Genomic DNA, 24,793 nt, shown 5'->3' on the forward strand with positions numbered 1-24,793 from the left:
TGGGAGGCACCTGAGGAGTTCACATGAAATGACGTCGCTGCCGAGGGATGGGCCTTCGCAGGTCGCTCCCAGTCACGACTACTCGGTCACCTACCACAGCTCCGCCACTACATGACATGCATCCGCCCTCGGACGGTCGGCACGAACGGACTCGTAAGCGTCCAGCCCGATGGAGCCCGTCCGTGGCGCTGAGGCCGGAAGGGTCTGTCAGACGGTCTGGACGATGGTGCCGCTGCCTTCGAGTGCGGTGACTTCTTCGGCGGCAGCGGTGGTGTCGGTGACGAGGGTGTGCAGGAGGGCGGCGGGGCCGACGTAGGCATAGGCGGTGTGGCCGAGTTTGCTGCCGTCGGCGGCGACGATGACGCGGCGGGCGGAGGCGATGCTCGCCTTCTTCACTGCGGCGTCGTCGAGGTCGTAGGCGGTCAGACCGTCGGCCGCGGTCAGCCCGCAGCAGCCGATGACGGCGGTGTCGAAGCGCAGGGCGGCCAGGGAGGCGAGGGTGAGGGGCCCGGTGAGGGCTCCTTCGGCGGCGCGGGGCTGTCCGCCGGGCACGACCAGTGTGGCCGGGCCGGGTGTCTCGCCAAGGAGGTGGATGGCCTGCAGGGACAGGGGCATCACGGTGACGGGACGCTCGCGCAGGAGGCGGGCGACCTCCAGGCAGGTGGTGCCGCTGTCCAGCAGGACGCTCTCGCCGTCGCCGATGAGTGCGGAGATCTTGGCGGCGATCCGTCGTTTGGCGTCGACCGCCTCGTGGGCGCGCAGCACGAAGGGGGGCTCCTCGCCCCGGAGCAGCAGGGTGCGTGCCCCTCCGCGAACGCGTTCGAGGACGCCCTGGGCGGCGAGGGTGTCGAGGTCGCGCCGGATGGTCATCTCCGATGCGCCGGTCAGCTCCGCGAGTTCCTGGACCGTGGCGCCTCCGGAGTCCCTGACGGCCTTCGCGATCAGCCCGTGCCGGTCTGCGTTGCTCATGCCGCGATTGAACACCACCGGGAAACAAACAATCAACTTGTTCATTTCTCCGACTTTCGAACATTGCAGATGTTCGTTACGGTGAGCGGCATGGAACGTTCGCTTCGAGCCGCCCGTGTGGCGACCTATGCCTATTTCGTCCTGTGCGGCACCTTGATGGGCACCTGGGTGGTGCACATCCCCGCGATCGAGGAACGCGTGGGCATCAGCCACGCCGTGCTCGGCGGTCTGCTGGTGGTGCTCGGGCTCGGGGCCTTCGTCGGAATGCAGGTGGCCGGTCCCCTGACCGACCGCCTCGGCGCCCGCATCGTGGTCCCCGCCGGCGGCATATTGTGCGGCGCGGCCCTGGTCCTGCCCGGTCTCGCCCGTGATCCGTGGACGCTGGCCGGCGCGCTGCTGCTTTTCGGGTTCTGCAACGGCTGCCTGGACGTGAGCATGAACGCCCACGCCGTACACGTGGAGAAGGCGTACGGCCGGCCCGTGATGTCCGGCTTCCACGCCACGTTCTCCGTCGGCGGTGTCCTCGCCTCGCTCGTCGGAGCGGGCGCTGCGAGCGCCGGCCTGAACCCAGCCGCGGGCATGGCCGCCATGGGAGCCGCGGGCATCGTGATCGCCCTGGCCGCGGCCCGCGCTCTGCTGCCTGCCGCTCCCGCCGTCCAGAGTCCCGGCTCCGCGGAGGAGACCGAGACGTCACCGGCCGTCAAGCGGCCCGGCACCACGGGCCGGGTCTGGCTGCTGGCCGTCCTGGCGCTGATGGTCATGCTGTGCGAGGGCGCCGCCAACGACTGGAGCGCTCTGCACCTGAAGGACGTCCTGGGTGCGCCCGCCAGCACGGCGGCCTTCGCGTACGGCACCTTCGCCGCTGCCATGACCATCGGCCGACTGCTCGCGGACCGCTTCGTCGCCCGGTTCGGTTCCATGGCGATCCTGCGCTATGGCGCAGCCGCGGCCGCCGTCGGCATCACCCTCGTGGCCCTCGGCCCGTGGATGTGGGCCGCGTTCACCGGCTGGGCACTGTTCGGCCTGGGTCTGTCCGGCTGCGTCCCGCAACTGTTCAGCGCAGCCGGGCACGCCGATCCATCCGCCGCCGGTGCCAACGTCTCCCGCGTCGCCGGGCTCGGCTACGTCGGCATGCTCGCCGGCCCCGCCGTCATCGGCTGGCTGACCCATCTCGTCGCCCTCAACCACGCCTTCGTCCTGCTGACCCTGCTGTGTGCGACCACCGCTGTCGGTGCCCGCGTCCTGCGCCCCGGATCCGACCGCACCCAGCAGAGCGAGATGGCAGCCAGCAGCCACTGACCGCTTGTGCGGCACGGTTCCTGACCCCCGTGCCGCACAAGCCCCCTCCCCCGGCCACCAGGGGCCAGGGAGCGAGGCTTTCAGCCGATAAAGGAGCCCCACGATGCCCGAGCCCCACGCACTGCCCGCCCGCGGCCGCGTCGGTGTCATGCTGCCCATCGATCTCCCCGTCGGCGGCATGCTGCCCTACATTCGGCGTGCCGAGGAGCTGGGGTTCGACCAGGTCTGGGTGGTGGAGGACCTCGGCTGGCGCGGCGGTATCGCACAGGCCGCCACCGTCCTGGCCGGCACCCACGAACCTCGCCGTCGGGATCGGGATCCTGCCCGCCGGCGCCCGCAACGTGTGCTTCGCCGCGATGGAACTGGCCACCCTCGCCCAGCTCCACCCCGGCCGGCTCATCGCCGGAATCGGCCACGGCATGCCCGAGTGGACGCGCCAGGTCGGATCCTGGCCCGCCGGCCCCCTGACGCTGATCAAGGAGTACACGAGAGCGCTGCGCCTGCTCCTCGCCGTCGAGCCGGCCCCACGAACGGCCGCTACGTACGCTGCGAAGGCGTCACCCTCAACGAGACCCCGGACAGCGTCCCCCCGGTCGTCCTGGGCGTCCGCGGCCCCAGATCACAGGAAGCCGCAGGCGAGGTCGCTGACGGACTCCTCCTGGCCGAGCCCGCCGCACCCGCCACCATCACCGCCGCCTTGCACCACCTTGGCCCCGCCGCCTCCGCGAACCCTCCGCAGATCGTCACCTACGACGCCGCCGCCGTCGACGACCATCAGGAAGCCGCCCTCGCCCGCGTCCGCACCGGCCTGGAGGCGATCGGCGAGCCGGACTGGGCAGAACACATCGACCCCCTGCCCTTCGCCACTGAACTGCGCGCACAGCCACTGAACTGCGCGCACACCGCGCCGCCTGCCCCGACGCCCGGCACTTCGCCCAGACCATCCCCGCCGCCTGGGTCCGTCAGCTGAGCATCGCCGGCACCCCGCCCAGGCCCGCGCGGCGATCAACGCCCGCCATGCAGCCGGCGCGACCAGCGTCGTTCTCGCCCCGGCGGGCCCCGACGCCCTGGCCTCACTCGACTCACTCGCCGCCCTGCTCCACCAGCACTGAACCGAACGCCCCGAGACCCGAAGGGAACCGACCCTCATGTCCACCGACCGCCGCCGCGTCGTGCTCTGCGACCTCTTCGGGGTCATCGCCCGCCACCAACGCCCAGGCGCCCTGGAGAAGATGGCCGCCCGCTGCCACGCCTCCCTCGACGCCTTCAACACGGCCTATTGGGCCTACCGCCCGCCTTACGACGCCGGCCGGCACACCGCATTCCGGTATTGGACAGACGTACTGCACGCGCTGTCCCGCCCCGCCGACGCCGACACGATCGAAGAGCTACGGCTCACCGACATCGACAGCTGGTCCCGCGTCGACGACCGCATGGTCACCTACGTGCAGACCTTGCGAGACCGCGCCCAGGTCGCCCTGCTGTCCAACATCCCCGCAGATCACGCGGACGCCTTCCGCACCGCCCAGCCCTGGCTGGACCACCTCGACCACGTCGCCTTCTCCGGAAAGATCCACGCGGCCAAGCCCGACCCGGCCGCCTTCCAGCACTGCATCATCGCCCTGCACGCCGCTCCCGCTGACTTCCTCTTCATCGACGACCGCGAGGAGAACGTCCGTGCGGCACAAGCTGTCGGCATGAACGGGCACGTCTTCAAAGGCCAGGACGAACTCGCAGCCGTCGTCGACGCGTGGCTGCCAATCCGATGAGCAACGCTGCCCTGCCTCTGTTCTGAACGGAGCTGGCGAACAGAGCGATACGCCTAGGTTCGCTGTCAAAGGACTCGGTTGGATGTCGACGGGCGAAGGCGTGATTCAAAAGCCCGCTTCGAGTGAGCTCTCAGTCGGCAGCGAAGATGTCGGAGAGACTCACAGCTGGGCGGCCGAGCATGTCTGTCAGCGTGCGCTGCTGGCGCTCGGTCAAGGAGGCAACGAAGATCACTGCGTCAGCGTCGGCCTGGTCACATGCCTGAGCCACTTCGCGGACTTTCCCGTAAGTCAGCAGAGTCCGTGAGGAGTAGGGCAGACCCATCTTCTGGACCCCGCCGTCCGAGACGCCTCGCCGTTGCACAGTCTGCGCGACGACCCGAGCGCCGTGCGCTGCCAGTTCTGCGGCTGCCGACGCCATGACCGTTTCGAAGTCCTTCTGCTTCGCAGAGAAGTAGCCAACCAGGACCACATCAGCGCCCACGGCCGGGAGTCGGAACGCCCGGCGCTGGACCGGCTCCGACGGCGCGCGGCGAGCCAGGCGCCGGTCGCGCCTTCGAGGCTGATGCATGCGCCCTAGGCTAAATGCCTGACTTCCTGCAGCGATACCGGGTTTCTCTCTGCCCGAGCCCGGCGAGCAAGATCAGAGCCACTCGTTGATGACGGCGATCGTGACGGTGGCCTCATAGCGGACGGCGAGCTTGTCGTATCTCGTGGCCACGGCCCGGTGGCGCCCAAGGCGGTTGATTCCGCACTCGACCGCGTGGCGCTCGCGGTAGTCGGCCTCGTCGAACTTTGGCGAACGGCGACCGCGGCTGCCCCAGTTACTTGCGGTTGCGGATCTGGTCGGACTTCTCCGGAATCGTGCAGCGGATCCCACGTTTGCGCAGGTAGCCGCGGTTGGTTCGGGACCCGTAGGCTCTGTCGGCCCGCACCCGGATCGGTCGGCAGCGCGGCCTGCCGACGCCCGTGCGGGGCACTGGAATGCGCTCCAGGACGAGCTGGACCTGGGGGCCGCCGTGCCGCTGACCGGCGGTGGCCAGGAAGGACAGCGGCTTCTGTCCGTGCTCGACGGCGAGGTGCCCTTCGCGGTCAGTCCACCGCGTGAGCGTCCGAGCCCGTGGTCGGCGGGCTCGTCTGTGACTCCGCCTGGCTTGTCCCGCTGCAGATCCCCTTTTTTTTGGGGGGGGGCACCAGCGATCCTGCTGGCTTATTCCGCGCCCAGCGGGGCTGACGGCTCGTAGGACGTCGATGCCTGATGGAACGGCCACACGCTCAACCGCACCCGCGTCAGCCACCTCGCCAGCCTCGGCCTCCCTCGCCGTGTGACCGAATGAACCAGCAGGATCGTCACCAGCCACAATCGGCGGTGATCAGCCCCCAAGCCTTGGAGGGGAGCACCGACGTTAGGTGCTTCAGAGCAGCGACGAAACGGTCGTCATCGTGATCACGGTGGCGGCCGTTTCGCTTTGCGTTCGTGGTTCAGAGGGGATTCAGAGGTGCGGTCGCGCGTCTGGTTGATCCCGGGCTTCGAAACTGTCTCGGCGTATGGTCCGACTCGTCTGTCGTTCCTGTCTTGATCGGCTGCGATGTCCTCGTAGTCCCCGACGGACCTCCGCGTGGACGAAGCCCCTGTTCACTGGGGCGGATTCCGAGGTGCGGGGGCATCATCGAAGAGGATGTGCCGCAGTATCCGGGTGAGATGTTCGGTGAGCTGCTCGGGCGGCATCGAGGCAAGTGGCTCGGTTCGTGCGATGTACCGGCTGAAGACCACTCCGATCATGTGTGACCCCACGAGTGCTACACGGGTGTCCAAGTCATCGCCGAGCGCTGCCGGTGCGTTGGGGGAGAGCACGGACCGGTACGCAGCGGCACTGTGCTCCTGCATCGCGACCAGGAGGTGAGCGGCTGCACGCTCGTCGGACGCGGCACTGCGCACGAGGGCGACGAGTGGGTCGTTGACGGCGTCGGTCTCCATCCGCTGGACGAAGGCGTGGGCGATCCGGTCGGGCAGTGTCGCCGGGTCTCCGGCAACTACCCGTTCCAGGTCGCTGTTACCGGGCACGGCCGCGAGGAAGAGCCGCTCTTTGGACTGGAACTGACGCGTGATCAGACCGTGGGTGACACCGGCTCGACGCGCGATTTCGCGGAGGGTCGTGCGGGCGTAACCACGCTCGGCGAAGGTGTGACGGGCCGCCTCCAGAATGGCTGCTCGGTGTCCCTCCGGGTCCCGTCGGCGTGTGCGCAGCGGCTTCTCGGACGCTTCCTGACCGTTCATGGCGACTCCTTCATCTGATCACTGTAGTGCCGGCCACCGGAGCCCCCACTGACCGCTGGTACCCTTAATATCCAACTGGATATTAAGGGCCATTGAGATTGGAGGCTGTTGTGAACACGAATCCGCCGGAGTCCGCGGGGATCGTCGAGACGCGGCTACTGCACAAGATGCACCGGGCCGCGACGTCCCTGCTGGCCGACGCCGCACAGCGCGACAACGCCCCGTCGGCCGCACTGGCCGAACTGCGCGACTTCGTGGTGGCGGCGCTGCGGCATCACCACGAGAGCGAAGACGATGTGCTCTGGCCGCAGTTGATCGCCGCCGACCCGGTGGCCGGCGCCGTGCTGAGCGAACTCAGCACAGAACACGATGCGCTGGACGCGGCATTGGACGCGCTCGCCGTCGCTCCCGTGCAGGACGATGCGGACCGGGCAGCGTTGGCCGCCGCGGCAGCCAGTGTGCGCGACTTGGTGCACCAGCACCTTGAGCACGAGGAACCGGTGCTGTTTCCCGCGTTGGCAGCGCACATGTCAGATGAAGCCTGGACCGAGTTCTCCCGCGCGGTGATCGCCTCGGCCCCGCCCGTAGGGGCCCACCTCAACCTTGGTTTCTTCGAACAGGTGGGCACTCCCGCCGAGCTCGCGGTGGTCACAGCGAACCTGCCGGAAGCCGTTCTTCCCCTCGTGCCGGCCATGCGTGAGCAGGCCAAAGCCACCCTGAACAGCCTTCACACAACCGACAACGTAAGGACGATCATCGCGTGACCAGCACACTCATCGTCGGCGGCAGCGGCGGCCTGGGCGGAGTGATCGCCCAGTACTTCGCAGACCGCGGTGACGACGTCATCATCACCAGCAGGGACAAGGCACGGGCCGAGACCATTGCCGCCGGGATCGGCGTCGGCGTCCGGGGGCTGGCCCTCGACCTTGCCCAACCCGAAACGATCGGCGCCTCGTTGGCCGACGTGGCCGAGGTCGACAATCTTGTCATCACCGCGGTCGGGCAGGCCGCGAACACGCTGGCGCAGTTCAACATCACTGATGCCGTGACGGCCGTGACCATGAAGCTCGTCGGCTACGCCGAGACCGTCCGTGTGCTGCGCGACCGGTTGAGCCCAGGCGCTTCCGTCGTTCTTTTCGGCGGGCTCGCCAAAGAACGCCCGTATCCAGGCTCGACCGTCGTCACCACCTTCAACGCCGGAATCACCGGCCTGGTGAAGACCCTCGCGGTGGAGATGGCTCCGCACCGCGTCAACGCCCTGCATCCGGGCCTGATCGGCGACAGCCCCAAATGGCGCGACGTTCCCAACCCACCGCACTCGGCCCAGACACCGATCGGACGACTGGTGACGATGGCCGAGATCGCCGACGCCACCGATTTCCTGCTCCGCAACACCGGCATCAACGCCCACGACCTGTACATCGACGGCGGCTTGCTGGCCACCTGACCCACAGTTCCGCGTGGGCGGACGCCATCCGCACCGCGGATGACGCCTTGGGAGAGCATGCCCGGCAGCGCGCGGCGAGCATCACCCGGCCGCGCCTGCCGGATCTCGAATTCCTCGGGATCCATCCGGCGGCGAACGCGTCCTCGACCTGATCGAGCCGCTCCGTCCTCCACCAGTGCAGCAGCGCCTCATCCGCCGTGAACAGCTCATCGCAGGAGAAGTCACTGCGGTCGTAGTGAAACTCCAGCTGCCAGAAGTCCGTCATCCGCTTCCACCAGAGTCTGCGGACACCATCCGCGAGCGCGGTGTCTTCCAGCGACATCACGGACCGATACCCGCCGCCGAACGCCGAGACCCGAGCCAGGTCGAACACGCCGTCCACCCCGAACTGCACCTGCGCGGTACGGGCGACCTCGTCGGCGTACCGGCGGACGCCGACGCGGTCCCAGTCCAGGACGGCGGCGAGTTCCTCGCCCTCCCGCAGCAGGTTCCGGTACTGGACGTCACCGTGCGTCCACCCGTGCATCTTCAGGGGTCGCCTGCTGGGGGCGGCGGCCGGCGTGCTCGGTGATCGGTGCCCGACGTTGATCAAGAGCTGTGGCGGCCGCCGCACCGAAGGCGCTGCCGCCCCCTTGTCCGCCACTGCGGCGGATAGCCGGTGGGACTTCTCTACAGCCTGCTTCGGCGACGTGACCTCCGCCATGACCGCATCGGGTACGCCGGGCAGCAAGCCTCGACCACAGGCCCGGCCCAGGCTTACGTGCAAACGGCCCAGGTGAGCGCCCAGCGAGGCCGCCTGGGACAGGCCGAGGTCAATACCCCGGACGTGAGCCCCCGTCGCCCACGGGAACAGGCACCAGAGGCGGCCACCCACCTCCGCGACCAGCGAACCGGCAGAGGTGGCAACCGGAGCAACGGCCGGGACACGCTGGCGAGCGCAGCCAGCACGCCGAGGTTACGGTTCAGCCGATCAAGCGACACGTCTGTGACCCGCATAAGAGAAGGCTCTGGTCAGCTCGGCGAGGATGCCGTCGGGGATGTCGGTCCGCTCGGCCACGGACGCATCAGTCACGCGGAAGACGATACGTGGGACAGCACACCCGGACACGAGGATCACGCACCTCACCCACATCCGAGACCCTTGGTCACCCGTGCACCCGGATGTGGCTCCGCGAAGGTGGCCACGGCTCGGCCTGCAACTCCGTCACGGGCGTGTCGAGCAGCCAGACCACACTGGTCCGTGGTTGCAGTCCTGGGTGCATTACCGGCGTACCGCACTGTTCACAAGCCCGTCCGCCCCAGCTGCACCCAGGTCAGAACGCTCCCGCGCACCCCTGAACCCCCGGACGAACATTTGGAAAGCGTGTCTGAGGCAACCAGTCACGAACCCTGGTGCCGCCTCCACCGCTGATTCGCCCACGAGACTGGGCGTGCCTGACGGGTTGTCGGCCGGCGGTGCCAGCTCGTGCTGCGGGGCGCGGCTACTCGGCGTCGAGCTGGTGGTCGGCCCAGACGTAGCTTGCCGGGAGCAAGTCGGTGATGAGGACGGTTCGGATGCGGTCGTCTGCACCGACGATGACCTTGAGAGCGGGGAAGTAGTCGAGAAGGACCTGACGGCAGCGGCCGCACGGAGGGACAACGCCACGGTCGCGGTCGCCCACGGCGACGATCGTCTCCAACTCGTATGCGCCTTGGGCGGCTGCCGCGCCGATGAGGACCAGTTCGGCGCAGGGTCCTCCAGTGAAGTGGTAGACGTTCACCGCCGTGACGATCCGGCCGTCCCGGGCCCGGGCCGCGGCCGCCATGGTGTGGTTGTCGCCGCGGCAGCGAGTGCGCGCGACGTGCGCCGCGGCCTGGATGAGTTCGTGGTCGACGGGGTGGGGCTGCGTGGTCATCTTCTCTGCCTTCGTCGGGTGTCAGGCGACGTTGACCCGAGTGACGATGGCGTGCAAGCGAATATCGGCGGTGCGCGCCGGCCCCTGCAGTGCGCGAAGTCACCGTCGTCTGGGCCGACCTCGCCTACGCGGGCACGCTCGTCGACAGGGCGAAATCCTTCCTCCACCTGACGATCAAGACTGTGAGCAGACCGAGAGTGCCCGAGCACTCCGAAGCGATGCTCAAGCTCGCCGCGATCACTCTCATGACCCGTCCGCTGACCCGCGGCAGCGTTCGCCCGACCTCGGCCACTCCCCGGCCCGTGCCAGCCGTCGCAGCATCCTGAGTTGCCGGGTCTGCACGGTCAACGGTGGATCTTCGAAACGGAGTAACACCTGATGACAGACGTGACCGTGTCGGGCCGCGACCGCCTCCGAGTGCGAGAGGAACCCTGTCTCCCTCAACTCCGCGCCCGCCGGCGCCGGCCTGGCGGCCGTCCAGACCGGCGGACGGGGCGACGTCACGCAGGGACGCCGAGCGGCGGGTGCTCGAGCACTCGGGGCTTGTACTCGACCAGCTGGATGCGGCCGTCGAAAGTGCGGTGCTCGATCATCTCGAGGGCAACGTCCGGATAGCCGTCGTAGATGCGTTCCTCGCCCGTGGCCCCGGTGATCACCGGGAACATCACGACCCGGAAGCGGTCGACGAGTCCGGCTCGTAGCAGGGACCGGCACAGGCTGAGGCTGCCGATCGTGCTGAGGAGCCCCGAGCCATTCGACTTCATGGCACGGACCGCCTCGACGGCGTCGTCGCGGACGAGCGTGGAGTTGGCCCACGTCAGTGGCTCCTTGAGTGAGGAGGAGAACACCACCTTGGACGCTTGCGTGAGCTCGTCGACGGACGCCTCTTCTTCGGGCCTGAACTCGTCTTGGCCATCCGGGACCTCGCCTGCGGCGAAGCCCGACATCAGGCGGTAGGTGTTCGCTCCCATCAGGTAGGTGGCCTCCGGCTGCTCGCCGAGCCATGCGAGGTACTCCGGGCCCTCGAGGCCCCAGAACCCGGGCCAGCCCTCTCCCGATGCGTAGCCATCGAGGGAAGTGATGAAGTCGACGAGAAGCTCCGACATGGCGGTGTCCTTTCCTAGGTGTCATGAGCTTGGACCGGCCGGGAGCCACAAACTCATCGGCCGCGCTGTGAAATAACGAGAAAACCCATTCTTCAGCCGATCAGGTCGGCGGAGCGGCACTGCTTCGGAGGGCCCGGGGGGCCGGTTCAAAGATGGGTTCTGACGGCGCCGAGTGCGGTGCGCGCGAAATGGCGTGCCCCGGATCAGAAGGCTCGTCCGCAGACGAAGAGCAATGGCGGCCTACGAGCCAGTGTGCTCAGCCGCGCGGGCTCCCACGAGTCCGTCTCACGATCTCCTCCGCTCATGATGACCGGGCCAAACGCCGGCATCACGCCAGTCGGACGTCCTCGCCGACCGACTTCCCGCGGGCGGCGGCGACGACCAATTGGGCGGCGACAGCGTCCTGCACGGCCACGCCAACCGACTTGTACAAAGTGATCTGGTCGGGCGAGGTTCGGCCCGGTCTGCGGCCCGAGACGAGTTCGCCCAGTTCGGCGTGCACGTGCTCGGCCGTGATGACGCCGTCCCGGATGGGCATCAGCAGGTCGTTGCTGCCTGCCGGGAAGGGAGCCAACGCGGCTTGCCGAGATTCCACGCACAGCAGTGCATCGGCGATCGTGGTGTCGTCGATCTCACGGCCGGCCGGGTTGTAGCCCACCGAGGTGACGTGCACCCCGGGAGTCAGCCAGGTACGACGCACCACCGGTTCGACCGCGTGAGTGGCCGCCGCGGCGATGTGCGCACCGTCCAGCGCCTCGGCGTAGGTGGACACCGCCCGCACCTCGGCGTCCACGACGCTCGACAGCTCCGCGGCGAGATCAGCCGCCTTCGCCGGAACCCGGCCGGCGATCCGGACCTCGCGGATGGGGCGGACCCGGCACATCGCGTGGACGTGGGACCGGGCCTGCACTCCGGTGCCCAGAACCGCCAGCACCGTCGCGTCCTCGCGCGCCAGCAGCCGCGCCGACAGAGCCGAACAGGCCCCGGTACGCGCTGCCGTGATGGCCGTACCGTCGAGCAGCGCGGCAGGCATGCCGGTAGTCGAATCGAATACGACGATGACCGCCTGATGGGTCGGCAATGGTGTCCCGGCGTTGTGTGGGAAGAGCGAGACCAGCTTGGTCATGAGCACATCCGTCGAAGGCACATAGCCCGGCATCGCGGCGAGGAAGCCTTCCCGTTCGGGCACCAGTGCCGCGATCCGCTCCGGTGCCGAGGCACTGCCCGCGCTCAAGTCCGCCATAGCCGGGGCCAAGGCGTCGATCAGCACGTCCATATCGATGAGTGCCTCAACCTGCGAGCGCCCGAGCACAAGCATCCGACAAAGCCTCCTCAGAGCCGTCGCGCCCAGCGACACTCGGCTGGTCGAAGCGTCGCCCTTACAACATCCCTTCCGCTACTGCGACACGCCGACCCCTCGAGCACGTTCATCCAATCCAGCAGGACCCGCACAGACGGTGCCGTGTCGTTGGATCGGCACCCTGAAAGTCACAGCCGACGGCCCTGCCATCGCAGGAGATATGGAATTTGGCAGCCCCACGTTCATGTAGGTCACCATGAACAGCACGCCGACGCCGCACATCACGAGGCTGAGCACCACACTGGCCTCCTGCCGGTCGACGCCGGTCGGCCAGAACCACGCGTACGCATGCAGATTGATAAGGCCCAGCCAGGTCACAGCCAGCAATGCGGTCCGCCCTGGCCCCGGGCCCTCGAGACGCAAATAGTCGAATTTGAACCCTCAAAGCGGGCTGTTCGCGTAAGAGCCCATGTAGTAGCAGATAATTCGGCCGATCGCACACACCAATACCACCGAACCCGCCGCGATAGCGACCGCCGATGCAACACCCGTACTCACACCCGTGACAGTAACTACCGGCACACCAAGCGACCAGGGCCCTCCACACAAAACCACCAACCGCTAACACGAGTTCACAACCGTCCACACCGTGACGATCAACCAAGCCTGCGTCAACTCCGATGACTTTGAGGTCTCCGGTGCCGACGCGCGGCTCGGGCCGCAATGCCGTGGTGCGCATTTGGGGTGGTCCGTAGGGCGGAAGTCGAGTCAGACCAGCGGCGGAGCGGGGTGCCTCTGGGGGGTGATGCGGAGGGGTGTTCGGGCGCCGGACGATGAGGATCTCCAGCGGAGGGAGTCGTGGTGGAGCGTTGGGACCGGGTCGGGCGTGCGGCGGCGTATGGGGCTGCGGCAGCCCTCGTGCCGTATCTGGTGATCAAGGTGTCGTGGGTGGTCGGTTCGTTACTGGGGCTGCTGCCGGTCGGGCGGGGGTTCAGCCTGGGCGGATGGCTGGTGCTCAACACCGTCACGATCGGTATGGCTTCGGCCGGGATCATGCTGGGGCTGGCGCTGGTACGGCCGTGGGGGATGCGGATGCCAGGCTGGCTGGTGGGGTTCGTCGCCTGGGTCGGGTCGGGGTTCCTGGTGTCGATCCTGCCGTTCGTGGTCGTCAGCGCGCTGGTGAACTCCGCGACGGGGACTTCGGGAGGCTCGGGGGGCGACGCGGCGATGCCGGGCTGGGAAGCGGCGCTGCTCCAGTGCAGCTTCGTGGGCACCGGCATCGCGCTGGCCATCGCGCTTCCCGCCTACCTGCGGCGGCGCTGGCCCCATGCGCTGCGTCGGCCGCAGCAACCCCGCACCCGCACCTCCTCAGGACCACTGTGGCCCGCCGTGACCGGCGGCGTGACCGGCCTGGCCTGGCTCTACTGGGCGGCCGGCGGCAGCCTTGGCATCGCGCACTTCGATGAGCGGACCGTCAGCTGGCACGTGCTCGTCGGGGTCAGCGCGTGCTGGGCCCTCGCCGCGTCCGGCGCCGTACTGGCTATCGACCACCGGCGCCGCATCACCCGGCTGCCATATCTGCTCCTGCTTGCGCTGGCCTGGCTGGGATCGGGCTCAATGTTCGCGTGGAGCGGCTGGAGACTGCCGGCCACGGTGTACGTGGCGCTGACACACCCGAGCGATGTCAGCTACCCGGAGAACGTCGCCATCGCCGTCGCGCTGCACGTCACGGCCGTACTGACGGGGGCCGGGATGACGCAGTCACTCGTTCGCGGCGACCGTAGGCGATTGAACGGGGCCGACAGCGCCGAGGAATCCGCGCAGCGGGTGGACCGTCACCCGTGACCTTGGCCGTGCAGAGAGGCCTTCCCCGGCAGCACCTCGACGCTCTCTGGGCACCCGCAGCTACTTCAACTCTCGGTTCTGGCACAGATCTTGGGGAACGGTCACGGAGTGCCAACCGCTAGCGCTACGCCAGGATCGGAATCGGCATTCGGCTACTCGAACGGAACCGGCGGCAGGTTCAAACCCTGGCGGCCGCCAGAGCGGCCAGCGAGGGCTCGGGCTGGCAGTGAGGTCGGCGCACTTGAGCCCGTCATTGCGCGCAAGCTTTCCGCTGATGTCGAGGCTCGAATTCTGCGGTCGATGGCGGCCGTCTCCTAGCCCGACCCAGCATCCCGGCATACCGGCATCCGACACCGATTCCGCGATAGGGCCACCGAAGCGCATGGCCTCTCAGTGAACGAGCGCCTTGCGTAGCCTGGGCTTCGATGCCTCGACCCATGTGGTCGGCAATTCCCGTTCACACCTTTCTGCCACGGCTTGCTCCTGGCCGTACAACATGCCCCAGGTGAAGCCGGGCTCTCCCGCCGCGTGTGCCGCCAGGGCCAGGTTCCGCAGGGCGTCGCGCGCAACGACGCTGTCCTGATGGTCGCCGAGCATCCTCTGCAGGGCTTTGACGCGCTTGCCGAGTCGCCTGGCGGGTTTCCCGAGCGAGGTGTGCGCCGGCTCGGTGGCGTACCGCGTCTTCTTGGCCGCCTTCCGAGCCTGGTGGAGGGCCGCGTCCCGTTTCGTCCCCGGGGAAAGCTCCAGCGCGTGTGCTACTCGGCCGGCCAGCCGGGCGTACTCCTTGAGAATTGCCTTGACCATCACCTTCTCCGGCTTGCGAGCGGCCTTTCGAAGCAGCGGGGGCTGTTCCGTGAGCGCGGCCAACGAACCCAGCAGGGCCAGGTAGCGGGGTGAGTGCAGGGCGTCGAGGCTGCGCTTCCGCGCCTCCGAGGCGCGGGCGACGTTCCACACCTGCAACCGGGCATCGACGGGCCCAAGCACCAGCTCACGGGGCGAGGCCCCGATGCCCGTGCCGAGCCGTTCCACAAGGACCTCTTGGTCGCGCTCCGCACCCAGTTCCCCGCCCAGCCACTTGAGCTCCGCACGAATCGGATCGGTGACCGCACGGTCCAGCACCGCCCGGTAGGAACGCAGCGTGCTGCGCAGCCGCCGACAGGTGACGCGCATCCTGTGCACGGAGTCGGGCCGGCCGCGGCGTACCGCGGGATCGATGTTCACCAGGGTTTGCACCTGCTCGTCCATGTACCTGAGGACCTCGTCGGCGGCTGAGCCGGGTACGACGATCTCGGCACGCCTGTCCGGCAGGTGCAGCGCCCCCGTTCCTGTTTCTTCCAGTGCCCGGTCCAGCTTGGATGAATGCTCGGCGCGGTCAATGCCGTTCTTGCGCAGCGTCTTGTCGACGGCGTCAAGCACGAAGGGATCGGCGTCCTCGGCGAGCTCGATCTCCATCTCGGTCCATGAGGCCCGTGTGGTCGTGGCGAGCAGGGACTCGGCGCGGACCCTGTCGAGACTCAGTTCTGCGAGGATCGAGCCTTCGGAATCGACGAGGTGCTGCGTGCTGCGGGTAGTCCAGATATGGACTACTGGCCTCGGTTCCGTCCCTCGAGTGCGGGAAAGGGCCAGGTCACGCAGGGTGTCCGGGACCGTGTCGGACAGCGGGGCCCACACCTCCTCCCGGCTGTCCCCGGACGTGGGCAGTTTCAGATGCCAGCCCGCATCGGCCCCGCCCGTCCTTCGGCGGAGCGTTGCAGAGGCGTCGGCCAGGCGCAGGTCGTCCGTGTCGAAGTACACGGCGTCCAGTTCGTCGAGGCCCTTTCCCACGACCGACGTGATGCCGTCCACACTGGTGAGGTCCGGCAGCCACGAGGTGTCATCGGCCGACGGCGCTGCGTACTTGCGCTCTGTCTCTCGCTTCGAATGGGTCATACCGGGCGCGTGCACTCAGCAGCGCAGTTCAAACGCTGGTGGGGCAACATCATTGCGGTGAGCAAGCCGGCTGAGCGGGTCGCGCGGCGACTGCTTCTCGGTGTGTCGTCCGTCGACAACGCGAAATAGTTCACTGGGGCCGGAGCTGCAGGTCGGCGTCCTTTTCCTGGTCTCCCGACGCGATGCTCTTCTCCTGCACGTCGAATCTCGCCGTTGGACGGCTCACCGGTCACGGGAGACACCCGTCAAAGAACCTCTTGCAGGCCGTATTCCGCGGGTCGGCACTCAGGGTCGCCGGTCCCGGCCGGACCGGCGCGGGGGCGTGGCCAATGGCATGAACGGCTCGCCGATGTCTCTGCGCGGCTCACGTGGAAAGCTGGGTATATGGCTTGTCCAGGCGGGACGAGTAGCGGAGGACGAAGTGGACTGGGGTCGGTTCGCGCAGCAGATGGCGTCAATGGCGCGGGATCTTCTGGCGCAGGATTCCGTCGGTGCCACATTGGAGCGGATCACCGCTTCGGCCACCGAGCTGGTGGAAGGCTGCGACGAGGCTGGCATCCTCGTACTGCACAACAGCACGGTAGAAACGCTCGCTCCCACGCACCAGCTGGTCATCAACAGCGACCAGCTGCAACACCGCCTGGGCGAAGGACCGTGCTTCGATGCCGCCCGTACCTCGCTGGGTGAGCGGGTCTTCCGCATCGCCGACCTCACCGCCGAGCACCAGCGCTGGCCCGCCTACGCTCCGCAGGCCCATGCCCTTGGTGTGGGCAGCATGATGGGCTTCCTTCTCTTCACCGACGACGAAGACCTCGGTGCCCTCAATCTCTACTCCCACAAACCCGGCGCGTTCACCGAGAACAGTGAACTGGCCGGTTGGCTGCTGGCCTCCCACGCCGCGGTCGCGTTCTCCAGCGCCCGCACCCACGCCCAGATGGAACAGGCCGTCGCCACCCGCCACCTCATCGGCGAAGCCCTGGGCATCCTCATGGGCGGCCACCACCTCACCGAACAGCAGGCATTCGACGTGCTGCGCCGCTACTCCCAGGAGAACAACATCAAACTCCGCGAGGTCGCCCGACAGGTCTGCGAACAGGGCAGCCTGTCATGACCACGGGTGAACGGCTCCCCCGGCACGTTGGCTGAACCAGAGAAGCCTGAGCCGAGCCAGTCCCCAGGGGAACGCTCCTGCACCCAGCCTGCACACCAAGTCCCCTCCCCCACCACTCCCACACCTGCACGGCCGGGCCGAACGCCCATGTGCATCCTTTGGGAGGCGTGTCAGGCTTTCGAGGCCGCGGTCCGCAGCGGCGCTCCGTCGGCTCCGGCTCCATCGGGATAATGTCCGGCACCGCCGGTCTGGCGTTGGCCACAGGGACAGCCCTGATCGCACTCTCCCGCAGGCGCCGCGTTATAAGCGGCTGGACACGGGCACAACCGCGCCACCCAGAGGCGCTCTGCGCGGCTCCACCACCTGGGACCTGTCCGGCCGATCAAGCTGCTGGTCAGGATGCGATCCTGCCGACGCCGAACGTGAGCAGCGGCGGCCAGAGGATCTAGATCATCAAGTCCACCGCCATCGCCATCAGCCCGGCCGCGATCAGCGCCACCACCAGCAGGATCAGGGTGAGCGGCATAGGCCCCCACCCCTTGCGCAGCTCGGGCTCCGGGTAGGAGATACCGGTGGTCGTACTGCCCTCAGCGGGAGGCGTTTCACCAGGGGGTACCCCGCCCGGTTCAAGCCCCAGGGCTCTTCTCGGCTCCGCATGCGGGCTCGTCATATCTTGCTCCTCTCGGCCCTCCTGCCCGGCCGGCCAGGGCCGGAGAACCCTGGGATTGCCGAGCTTGTCGCGCGCGCCGTGAGGCGGTGGGCGCTCGGACACAGCCGGTCGAGCCAACTTCCAGCCTCCGCTGGATGGCTCTGTGGTCGGCGCACTGACCCATATCCGTTTCCGGTATCCGTTTCCGGCGTGTCCAACTCACCATCCTGCCCGATCCAGGGTCTCGACGCCCCCGACAGGCAGGTGGTGGCAGGCGGAGACCGAGGGTCATCTTGTCGTCGAGCGGCGCTCTCCTCCGCACGACACGGGAAGCACAATCCGAGTTACCGGCCGCTCCGCGGAGTATCCGGTAGACCGTTCCACCACTAGGCCGGATCTCATGCAGGAGTAGCCCCATTATCTGCCAGCGGGAAGGCGCGACCCAGGTGGCAGCTCCCCGCCGCAGGCTGAGTCGGCCCAGATCAGGCTGACCCCTGGGTGAGCCGGACGAAGTCGGAAACCGCATCTGCTGGAGCACTCCTCCTCCCAACTGGAGTCTCTGGACGGGCGGATGGCCCAGCTGATGCGCGAGGAACACGCCCATCTCGACTCCCTCGGCGCGCTTCCGGAGGGCGACAGCTGGCTGCTCCTTCAGTTCCACGGGGACGGCCGGGCGGAGGTCGACGAGCAGGCGCATGCGCTGCTGGCGGCCGTCGGCCGCACCAAGAAGGAAGCCTCGGTCGCCTTCTCCGGCGACCGCGAACGCGAGCAGCGCATGCTCAAGGCCCGGGAGGCCGGGCTCGGAGTATGGGCGCGTCCGCCGCCCGTCCCTGTACGGGCACTTCGGGCAGGGGCGTGTGCACACCCGCATCCCTTCGGGCTGACCACGGCCGACGGCGTGGCGGATTTCCGTCGCTACCTGAAGCGGGCCGCCGACCTCGTGGCCTGCTACAGCGGCTCGCTGTCCGGCGAATACGGCGACGGCCAGGCCAGGGGCGAGCTGCTGACCCTTTTGTTCGGCGAACGGCTCGTGACCGCCTTCGGGGAGCTCAAGTCGCTGTTCGATCCCGGCGACCTGATGAACGCCGGCAAGGTCGTCTACCCGAACCCGGTCGACGGTCAGCTGCGCCTGGGCCCCGCGTGGCGCCCGACGACCTCGGAATCCCACTTCGGCTATCCCCAGGACGAGCACTCCTTCACCCGCGCGGTGCTGCGCTGCGTCGGCACCGGCAACTGCCGTACCCAGCGGGGCGGCGTGATGTGCCCTCCTACCGGGCCACGGGCGAGGAGGAGCACTCCACGCGGGGGCGCGCTCGGCTGCTGGTCGAGATGCTCGACGGGCATCGCGACTCGGCGGTCACCGGCGGCTGGCGCTCGACCGAGGTCCGCGACGCCCTCCAGCGATTCCGGCGGTCCTTTGACCGCCCCTCATCAGCGCAGTCCGGCACCGTGATAGCGCTGGGCGAGCCGTGCCAGCGCGACCGCCCCGAGCAAGAGCCCGAAGTCGCGCAACGCGATGTCGTAGTAGCCGGGGATCGTCAGCAGATTGACGATGATTCCCGCGAGCCAGCCGGCCACCAGCCAGCCCCCGAAGCGCGGTGCCACTGCGACAGCCAGGCCGGCGACGATCTCGATCACGCCGACGGCATACATGAAGCCCTGCGCACCGCCGGGGGCGATGTCATTGATCCACGGGGCGAGGTAGCCCGGCCAGTCGACCAGCAGGTTGGTGAACTTGTCCAGCCCGAACAGCACCGGCGCGACGGCGAACCCCACTCGCAGGATCCAGAAAGCCTGGTAGCCGGGGTCGGTGGCGATGGCCTGCCTCGCGCTGACCGGGGTGGCGGTGGTTGGTGCGGACGACATGACGTGCCCTCCTTCTATGAACAACCCTTCTTGTCGATAGAAGCGCATCCCTCGCTCTTTAGTCAATAGGAGTTGGTTTTACACTGGTGTTCGTGGATCACTCGAAAGACGCACCCCGCGACGACCTATCCGCCATCGCCGCACTGGAGGAGCCGACACGCCGCCGCCTGTACGAACACCTGGCCCGCAGTGTGGGGCCCGTGAGTCGGGATGAGGCCGCACAGGCCCTGGGGCTGGCACGCCAGACAGCCGCTTTCCACCTGGACCGACTCGCGGACGAGGGACTACTGGACGTCATCTATGAGCGGCGCAGCGGGCGCACAGGCCCGGGTGCCGGGCGGCCCGCCAAGCTGTATCGACGCTCGAGCCGGGAGGTCGGCGTGAGCTTGCCCGACCGCCGCTACGAGCTGGCCGGGCAACTGCTTGCCCAGGCAGTGGAGGAGTCCGACGCCACGGGCGAACCGGTGCGCACGGTTCTGCACCGCAAGGCGACAGCCCTGGGCGAGCGCCTGGGCAGGCAGGCACCCTCCGGATTCATCGACCTACTGGAGCGGTACGGCTTCGAGCCCCGCCACGAAGGCCAGACCGTGGTCCTCGGGAACTGTCCCTTCCACGCGCTGGCGCGCGAGCACACCGAGACAGTGTGCTCGATGAACCTTCACCTGCTGCGCGGTGCCACCGCCTCAGCGGACACGTCCCTAGAAGCACGCCTCGCGCCTGCCCCCGGCCGCTGCTGCGTCATCCTGGAGCCGGCTTCCTGACCCCGAACAGCAAATCGGGCAACCTGACCGATCGCAGCGTCGGCACCAGCCGGCAGCTGAATCGGATTGATGTTCCTGCGGCGGCTGCGTCCAGTTTGCTCAAAGCGGCCCGGCTTTGGACCAGCCGGCTTGGACGGTGCGGGAGCGATTCATGGCATTGGGTGGGAGGCCTCAGGCCGGTTAAGCGGCGCGGCACCGCGCCAACATGACCACCCGCAATCGGCCCCATCGGTCTGGCATGCCAGGGCGGGCACCAGCCCGACGCCTGCCTCTGATCACTCTGACCCGTGAACGGTCACCGCGCCAGCGCCACTCCCCCGCGGGATGTGTCCACCCTAAGGAGCTGGTCAGCTGGGTAGTGACCACGCTGTTCCTCGCCGTCGCTCACATCACTCACGCCACGCCAACGGCAAACCCCGCTGCGGGCGACCACCACAAAGCAGTCCGTAATGTCGTCGCTGCGGATCGTGATCGTCCCGTCGAGTAACTCGATTCCTGCCGGAATACACGTATAAGCGAATTTAAGCCGGATACCCGCATGCCATGGTGCGGACATTGAAACAGCATGGAAGGCACGGCGGGGATGCCGCGGCCGGTCGTGAGGCCGAGACCGCGCAGGCGCCGGGCGTAGGGCCGGATGAGCAGGTGGAGCGGCGGGCGCCGGACAGTCCGACGGATCTGCCGAAGCGCTCCTGGGGAATGGTGCTGAAAGGCACCCTGAAAGAGTTCAAGAAGGATGAGCTGGCCGATCGGGCGGCGGCGCTGACTTACTACGGGATTCTGGCGCTGTTCCCGGCGCTGCTGGCACTCGTGTCCCTGCTGGGCATCGTCGGGCAGTCGGCGACGCAGGCGGTGTTGGACAACATCGAGAAGCTTGCCCCTGGCGCGGCGCAGGACATCCTGCGCAGCGCGGTGCAGCAGATGCAGGGCAACGCCGGGTTGGGCTCGCTCATGGCGATCGTGGGTCTGGTGCTGGCGGTGTGGTCGGCATCTGGCTATGTCGCCGCGTTCATCCGCAGCGCCAACGCGGTGTACGACCTCCCTGAGGGCCGTCCGGTGTGGAAGGTGCTCCCGGTGCGGGTCGGCGTGACCGTGGTACTGATGGTCATGGCCGTGATCAGCGCGCTGATCGTCGTGTTCACCGGCGCGCTCGCACGGCAGGTGGGCACGACGCTCGGAGTCGGCGACACCGCGCTGACGGTGTGGTCGATCGCGAAGTGGCCGGTGCTGGTGGTCCTGGTCACGATCATGATCGCGGTCCTGTACTGGGCGACGCCGAACGCGAAGGTCCGCGGCTTCCGCTGGATCACTCCAGGCAGTTTCCTGGCGTTGCTGATCTGGATGATCGCCTCCGCCGGGTTCGCGCTGTATGTGGCGAACTTCGCCTCGTACAACAAGACCTACGGCGCCCTCGCCGGCGTGATCATTTTCCTGGTGTGGCTGTGGATCACCAACCTGGCGGTGCTGCTGGGCCTGGAGTTCGATGCCGAGTTGGTCCGCCAGCGGGCTGTCGCAGGCGGCCACCCGGCCGACGACGAGCCGTACGTCCAGCCTCGCGACACCCGCAAGTGGGACGAGGAGGACCGTCGTCGCCTCGAATCCTAGCGGCGGTGGATCACCCTCTGCCGCGGTATCGGAGTGAGCGGGGATCGACGGGAGTCGGCTGGTTATGGGAGTGATGGCGGGCCTGCGCGACCGGGATCGGCGGCTGGCGAGGCGGGCGATCGCGTCGGGACCGGGCTGGGTGCGGCAGCTCGCGCCCGCGGTGGAGGAAGCGGCCGAGCACACCAAGCTGTGCTGGGCGGCCGCAGGGTGATGGCCGCCCTCGGCCGGTTGAGCGGCCGAACGGACTTCCGTCCGCGTGCACACGCACCCAACGGACCGAAAAGGTGGGGCAGTCGGACGACGCCGCGCGAGCACCGATCACCTTGGCCGTGCCGGCCGCCGCCTGAGCAACGTCCATCTCATCGCCGTCACGCCGACCGGCGGGCGAGAGGCGGCGCCGGACCTCCCCAGGCGCTGCGCCGCCCCCGCCAGCCCGGTACCTCTACCCGAAGCCGTGCGCCCTACGCGCCTCCGGCTCGGCGCGCGCGTCATACCGTCACTGCCGCCCAAGGTGGCCTTGACGATGAGCCGGCAGTGCACTGGCATCGGCGCCAGCTGTGTAGTCGCCGCTCCGGCCTCCGCGACGTCGTACAGCGCGGTTGTCGACCGACACCCGGACCAGGTTCTCTCACGCCTCTTCCTCAGCGCAGGACCAAGTCGCCAACAGCACACCGCGGGCCGGGCCACATCAATGACCAACCGCCGCTGCAAGGCCTCCTTCGGCTGCTCTGTCTCCTAATGCAACGGCTCGGACCTGCTCGCCGACCGGCAACCCCGCAAGGAGCCCGCCTTGTTACTACCCCACGAGGCTGCCGGGGCGCATCAGTTGAGTTGTGTGTCTCAGCGGAATGCAGCGATGTTGCGGGCGACCCAGTCGTTGAAGGGGCGCGGGGCGCGGCCGAGGACTCGTTCCACGTCCGGGCTGATCCGCAGTTCGGCCAGGTTCGGAGCGGCGATGATGTCCAGGGTGTCGTCGGCGAGTTCGGCCGGGACGAACTGGGTCATCGCGGCCTTGGCCTCGTCGCGAGTGAGTTCGTGGAACCGCAGCGACGAGCCGAGCGCGGTGGCGATGGACTCCGCCTGCTGACGCGGCGTGATCACCTCCGGCCCGGTCAGCTCGTACACCCCGCCGGCGTGCCGGTCCTCCAGCAGGCAGGCCGCCGCGACCTCGGCGATGTCCGCCGGGTCGATGACCGGCACCCCGACGTCGCCAAAGGGTGCGGGGACCGTCCCATGCGTGCGGACAGACTCCGCCCAGGCCAAGGCGTTGGAGGCGAACCCGCCCGGCCGCAGGACGGCCCAGTCCAGGCCGGACTGCCGCAACGCGTCCTCCACCGCGCGCATCGCGACCCGCGACGGGCCGAGCGGCCTGGTCGCCACGCCCTGCGAAGACAGCAGGACGACCCGGCGGACCCCACTGGCCGCGGCCAGGTCGATGATGTCCGTCGGCCTGGCTTCGGGGGCGTGCAGGTCGCCGGACAGCAGGAGGAACAGCGCCTTCGCCCCGTCCAACGCAGGTGTGAGGCCCGTCGGCTCGGCCAAGTCGGCCGCCACATGGCGGACCCCGTCCGGTACCGCCACCGCGTGCCGCGACACCGCAGTCACCTGCTCGCCCGCGTCGGTCAGGGCCTGCGTCAAAGGCCGGCCCACATTCCCGGTAGCCCCGATCACCACGATCATGTTCAGCTCCTAGTCCGTTGTGTACTGCGGCAATTGACGCTAGGAGTCGGGCTTACTTTTCGTAAGAACACACCCAGAGGTAAGCTCCTAACATGAGGGAAGGCGCGCAGCTGACACAAGCCGAGGCGGGTCATCGGTATGAGGTGTTTCACACCGACTGCCCCGCCCGTGACGTGGTCGACCACGTGACCAGCAGATGGGGCATCTGGGTGCTGATCTCCTTGCGGAGCAACGACCTTCGCTTCTACGAGCTGCGCGACAGCATCCAGGGCATCAGCGAGAAGATGCTCGCTCAGACCCTGCGCGGGTTGGTCCAGGACGGCCTGGTCTGGCGGGAGGTCGAGCCGACGACTCCGCCCCAAGTCACGTACGGACTCACGGAGTTCGGCCAGGACGTCGGCGAGCCGCTGACGGACTTGTTCGACCGGATCACCCAGCGGCTGGCGCCGGGCAGCGCGGGATAGTGCGGTCGTGATCGGCCACGAAGGCGCGTCCCGCGTGAACTTGCGGCCTGAGCCCCCTTCTTGACCTCGAGGTCAAGGACAGCGCACCGCGTATGCCGCCAAGGTCACCGCGGCCGACCTGCCACTGGGCATGGTCGGCGATCCCGAGCTCGCCGGCGCAAGGCAGATCCTCGTGGACGCTTGGTTGGAGGGCAGGACGAGGACAAGGTGCAGGGCGCCATCGCGGGAGTGAGGGCGTGCTACGGACCGACGCCAGAGCCCTTCCGCCGCCGTCCGCTCTCCAAGCTGGTCAACAGCCTCAAGGGCGTCAGCCGTCGCAGACTTCGTCAGGGCTACGATGCGCACGTCCGCCGACACCTGTGGGGCGGACACTTCTGGTCCGGCTCCTACTTCGCTGGAAGCTGCGGCAGGGCATCGCTGACCGTGGTCAAGCAGTACATCGAGAACCAGCAGCGCCCCGTGAGCTGAGGACAAAACTGCGGACCCGTGCCACGGTGCGGGTAGGTAGAAGCTTTGAGCCAGCGCCCAGCATGCTGGCATGGGCGGTCGCTCGGCGCATGGGCGTCCTCACGACAGTCCAGTCGGTGCAATTCCCCGACGGCGAGTTGCGCCAGAGGCGAGCGGGTGCACAGGCCAGCCCCGGCGGGCCCACCACCGCGCTGCGAGGAAGCTGGGGGGCAACGACTGAAGCCGCGGGCACGGAAACCCGTGAGTCGCTGCGGGAAAAGTGCAGCTCAGCAGGCTTCCGCACCCCTCATCAGCGACCGAAGCGACTCAACGACGGACACAGACTGGCGAGCGGGGCCAGTGTGGTCGTGGAGCA

General features: G+C 68.3%; 24 protein-coding genes and 4 pseudogenes. 14 read left to right on the forward strand and 14 right to left on the reverse strand.

What is annotated here, in order from left to right; all coding sequences use genetic code 11:
• Positions 1 to 207: 207 nt before the first annotated feature.
• Positions 208 to 969 carry a DeoR/GlpR family DNA-binding transcription regulator gene (locus ACFQ6S_RS06710; RefSeq protein WP_383404517.1) on the reverse strand — a complete coding sequence of 254 codons (762 nt, stop codon included), beginning with the start codon at positions 967 to 969 and terminating at the stop codon, positions 208 to 210.
• A 90-nt stretch (positions 970 to 1,059) separates the two neighbouring features.
• Between ACFQ6S_RS06710 and ACFQ6S_RS06715 the strand changes: the two genes are divergently transcribed.
• A complete protein-coding gene (locus ACFQ6S_RS06715) occupies positions 1,060 to 2,268 on the forward strand; it encodes an MFS transporter (protein WP_383404519.1) in 1,209 nt (402 codons plus the stop codon).
• A gap of 356 nt (positions 2,269 to 2,624) precedes the next feature.
• Positions 2,625 to 2,798, forward strand: a pseudogene (locus ACFQ6S_RS06720) (LLM class flavin-dependent oxidoreductase); the annotation flags it as partial.
• Between the two features lie 89 nt (positions 2,799 to 2,887).
• Here ACFQ6S_RS06720 and ACFQ6S_RS06725 read toward each other — a convergent pair.
• Complete coding sequence (locus tag ACFQ6S_RS06725; RefSeq protein WP_383406551.1) at positions 2,888 to 3,169, reverse strand: hypothetical protein; 282 nt, start codon at positions 3,167 to 3,169, stop codon at positions 2,888 to 2,890.
• 247 nt (positions 3,170 to 3,416) lie between these two features.
• On the opposite strand from ACFQ6S_RS06725, the gene ACFQ6S_RS06730 reads away from it, so the two are divergent.
• Positions 3,417 to 4,037, forward strand: coding sequence for an HAD family hydrolase (locus tag ACFQ6S_RS06730; RefSeq protein ID WP_383404521.1), 621 nt, complete (start codon positions 3,417 to 3,419; stop codon positions 4,035 to 4,037).
• Between the two features lie 130 nt (positions 4,038 to 4,167).
• Here the strand turns inward: ACFQ6S_RS06730 and ACFQ6S_RS06735 are convergent, their stop codons facing one another.
• The 3 genes from ACFQ6S_RS06735 to ACFQ6S_RS06745 form a co-directional block, all read right to left on the reverse strand.
• Positions 4,168 to 4,518 carry a hypothetical protein gene (locus tag ACFQ6S_RS06735; protein WP_383404523.1) on the reverse strand — a complete coding sequence of 117 codons (351 nt, stop codon included), beginning with the start codon at positions 4,516 to 4,518 and terminating at the stop codon, positions 4,168 to 4,170.
• A 340-nt stretch (positions 4,519 to 4,858) separates the two neighbouring features.
• Complete coding sequence (locus ACFQ6S_RS06740; RefSeq protein ID WP_383404525.1) at positions 4,859 to 5,395, reverse strand: transposase; 537 nt, start codon at positions 5,393 to 5,395, stop codon at positions 4,859 to 4,861.
• Between the two features lie 275 nt (positions 5,396 to 5,670).
• On the reverse strand, positions 5,671 to 6,312 hold the full coding sequence (locus ACFQ6S_RS06745; RefSeq protein WP_328665595.1) for a TetR family transcriptional regulator: 642 nt from the start codon (positions 6,310 to 6,312) through the stop codon (positions 5,671 to 5,673).
• Between the two features lie 110 nt (positions 6,313 to 6,422).
• Between ACFQ6S_RS06745 and ACFQ6S_RS06750 the strand changes: the two genes are divergently transcribed.
• Positions 6,423 to 7,076: a hemerythrin domain-containing protein gene (locus ACFQ6S_RS06750; RefSeq protein ID WP_383404527.1), complete on the forward strand. Its 654-nt coding sequence runs from the start codon at positions 6,423 to 6,425 to the stop codon at positions 7,074 to 7,076.
• A complete protein-coding gene (locus ACFQ6S_RS06755; protein ID WP_383404529.1) occupies positions 7,073 to 7,759 on the forward strand; it encodes an SDR family oxidoreductase in 687 nt (228 codons plus the stop codon). The genes ACFQ6S_RS06750 and ACFQ6S_RS06755 overlap by 4 nt, the downstream gene beginning before the upstream one ends.
• Here ACFQ6S_RS06755 and ACFQ6S_RS06760 read toward each other — a convergent pair.
• Positions 7,713 to 8,633, reverse strand: a complete 921-nt coding sequence (locus ACFQ6S_RS06760; protein ID WP_383404531.1) for a phosphotransferase — start codon at positions 8,631 to 8,633, stop codon at positions 7,713 to 7,715. The genes ACFQ6S_RS06755 and ACFQ6S_RS06760 overlap by 47 nt on opposite strands.
• A gap of 607 nt (positions 8,634 to 9,240) precedes the next feature.
• Positions 9,241 to 9,654 (reverse strand): cytidine deaminase family protein, encoded by a 414-nt coding sequence (locus ACFQ6S_RS06765; RefSeq protein WP_383404532.1) that lies wholly within the window; start codon positions 9,652 to 9,654, stop codon positions 9,241 to 9,243.
• A 95-nt stretch (positions 9,655 to 9,749) separates the two neighbouring features.
• Here ACFQ6S_RS06765 and ACFQ6S_RS06770 point away from each other — a divergent pair.
• A pseudogene (locus ACFQ6S_RS06770) lies at positions 9,750 to 9,956 on the forward strand (IS5/IS1182 family transposase); the annotation flags it as partial.
• Between the two features lie 198 nt (positions 9,957 to 10,154).
• Here ACFQ6S_RS06770 and ACFQ6S_RS06775 read toward each other — a convergent pair.
• From ACFQ6S_RS06775 to ACFQ6S_RS06785, 3 genes are all read right to left on the reverse strand, one after another.
• Positions 10,155 to 10,760 (reverse strand): dihydrofolate reductase family protein, encoded by a 606-nt coding sequence (locus ACFQ6S_RS06775; protein WP_383404534.1) that lies wholly within the window; start codon positions 10,758 to 10,760, stop codon positions 10,155 to 10,157.
• Positions 10,761 to 11,088: 328 nt separating this feature from the next.
• Complete coding sequence (locus tag ACFQ6S_RS06780; RefSeq protein WP_383406453.1) at positions 11,089 to 12,078, reverse strand: ornithine cyclodeaminase family protein; 990 nt, start codon at positions 12,076 to 12,078, stop codon at positions 11,089 to 11,091.
• 78 nt (positions 12,079 to 12,156) lie between these two features.
• Positions 12,157 to 12,438: a hypothetical protein gene (locus ACFQ6S_RS06785; protein ID WP_383404535.1), complete on the reverse strand. Its 282-nt coding sequence runs from the start codon at positions 12,436 to 12,438 to the stop codon at positions 12,157 to 12,159.
• Between the two features lie 480 nt (positions 12,439 to 12,918).
• Here ACFQ6S_RS06785 and ACFQ6S_RS06790 point away from each other — a divergent pair, with 480 nt between their 5' ends.
• Positions 12,919 to 13,905: a hypothetical protein gene (locus tag ACFQ6S_RS06790; RefSeq protein ID WP_383404537.1), complete on the forward strand. Its 987-nt coding sequence runs from the start codon at positions 12,919 to 12,921 to the stop codon at positions 13,903 to 13,905.
• Between the two features lie 390 nt (positions 13,906 to 14,295).
• On the opposite strand, the gene ACFQ6S_RS06795 is transcribed toward ACFQ6S_RS06790, so the two are convergent.
• A complete protein-coding gene (locus tag ACFQ6S_RS06795; RefSeq protein WP_383406456.1) occupies positions 14,296 to 15,834 on the reverse strand; it encodes a CHAD domain-containing protein in 1,539 nt (512 codons plus the stop codon).
• Positions 15,835 to 16,282: 448 nt separating this feature from the next.
• Between ACFQ6S_RS06795 and ACFQ6S_RS06800 the strand changes: the two genes are divergently transcribed.
• Positions 16,283 to 16,945 (forward strand): GAF and ANTAR domain-containing protein, encoded by a 663-nt coding sequence (locus tag ACFQ6S_RS06800; RefSeq protein ID WP_383406459.1) that lies wholly within the window; start codon positions 16,283 to 16,285, stop codon positions 16,943 to 16,945.
• A 445-nt stretch (positions 16,946 to 17,390) separates the two neighbouring features.
• Here the strand turns inward: ACFQ6S_RS06800 and ACFQ6S_RS06805 are convergent, their stop codons facing one another.
• Positions 17,391 to 17,615, reverse strand: coding sequence for a DUF6480 family protein (locus tag ACFQ6S_RS06805; RefSeq protein WP_383404539.1), 225 nt, complete (start codon positions 17,613 to 17,615; stop codon positions 17,391 to 17,393).
• 499 nt (positions 17,616 to 18,114) lie between these two features.
• Between ACFQ6S_RS06805 and ACFQ6S_RS06810 the strand changes: the two are divergent.
• A pseudogene (locus tag ACFQ6S_RS06810) lies at positions 18,115 to 18,992 on the forward strand (FAD-linked oxidase C-terminal domain-containing protein); the annotation flags it as partial.
• Between the two features lie 33 nt (positions 18,993 to 19,025).
• Here ACFQ6S_RS06810 and ACFQ6S_RS06815 read toward each other — a convergent pair.
• Entirely contained in the window at positions 19,026 to 19,460 is a 435-nt protein-coding gene (locus tag ACFQ6S_RS06815) for a hypothetical protein (protein WP_383404540.1), read from the reverse strand.
• Between the two features lie 86 nt (positions 19,461 to 19,546).
• Between ACFQ6S_RS06815 and ACFQ6S_RS06820 the strand changes: the two genes are divergently transcribed.
• The 3 genes from ACFQ6S_RS06820 (at position 19,547) to ACFQ6S_RS06830 (ending at position 22,037) form a co-directional block, all read left to right on the forward strand.
• Positions 19,547 to 20,221, forward strand: coding sequence for a helix-turn-helix transcriptional regulator (locus ACFQ6S_RS06820; RefSeq protein WP_383404542.1), 675 nt, complete (start codon positions 19,547 to 19,549; stop codon positions 20,219 to 20,221).
• Positions 20,222 to 20,764: 543 nt separating this feature from the next.
• On the forward strand, positions 20,765 to 21,826 hold the full coding sequence (locus tag ACFQ6S_RS06825; RefSeq protein WP_383404544.1) for a YihY/virulence factor BrkB family protein: 1,062 nt from the start codon (positions 20,765 to 20,767) through the stop codon (positions 21,824 to 21,826).
• A 64-nt stretch (positions 21,827 to 21,890) separates the two neighbouring features.
• A complete protein-coding gene (locus tag ACFQ6S_RS06830) occupies positions 21,891 to 22,037 on the forward strand; it encodes a hypothetical protein (protein WP_383404546.1) in 147 nt (48 codons plus the stop codon).
• A 629-nt stretch (positions 22,038 to 22,666) separates the two neighbouring features.
• Here ACFQ6S_RS06830 and ACFQ6S_RS06835 read toward each other — a convergent pair.
• Complete coding sequence (locus ACFQ6S_RS06835) at positions 22,667 to 23,506, reverse strand: SDR family oxidoreductase (RefSeq protein ID WP_383404548.1); 840 nt, start codon at positions 23,504 to 23,506, stop codon at positions 22,667 to 22,669.
• A 92-nt stretch (positions 23,507 to 23,598) separates the two neighbouring features.
• On the opposite strand from ACFQ6S_RS06835, the gene ACFQ6S_RS06840 reads away from it, so the two are divergent.
• Both ACFQ6S_RS06840 and tnpA read left to right on the forward strand, forming a co-directional pair.
• The gene (locus tag ACFQ6S_RS06840; protein WP_383404550.1) at positions 23,599 to 23,970 is read left to right on the forward strand and encodes a winged helix-turn-helix transcriptional regulator; all 372 of its coding nucleotides are present in this window, start codon (positions 23,599 to 23,601) and stop codon (positions 23,968 to 23,970) included.
• Between the two features lie 276 nt (positions 23,971 to 24,246).
• Positions 24,247 to 24,438: pseudogene (tnpA, locus tag ACFQ6S_RS06845) on the forward strand (IS200/IS605 family transposase); the annotation flags it as partial.
• Positions 24,439 to 24,793 lie beyond the last annotated feature (355 nt).

Source organism: Streptomyces sp. NPDC056479 (genome assembly GCF_042795335.1).
Lineage (GTDB): Bacteria > Actinomycetota > Actinomycetes > Streptomycetales > Streptomycetaceae > Streptomyces.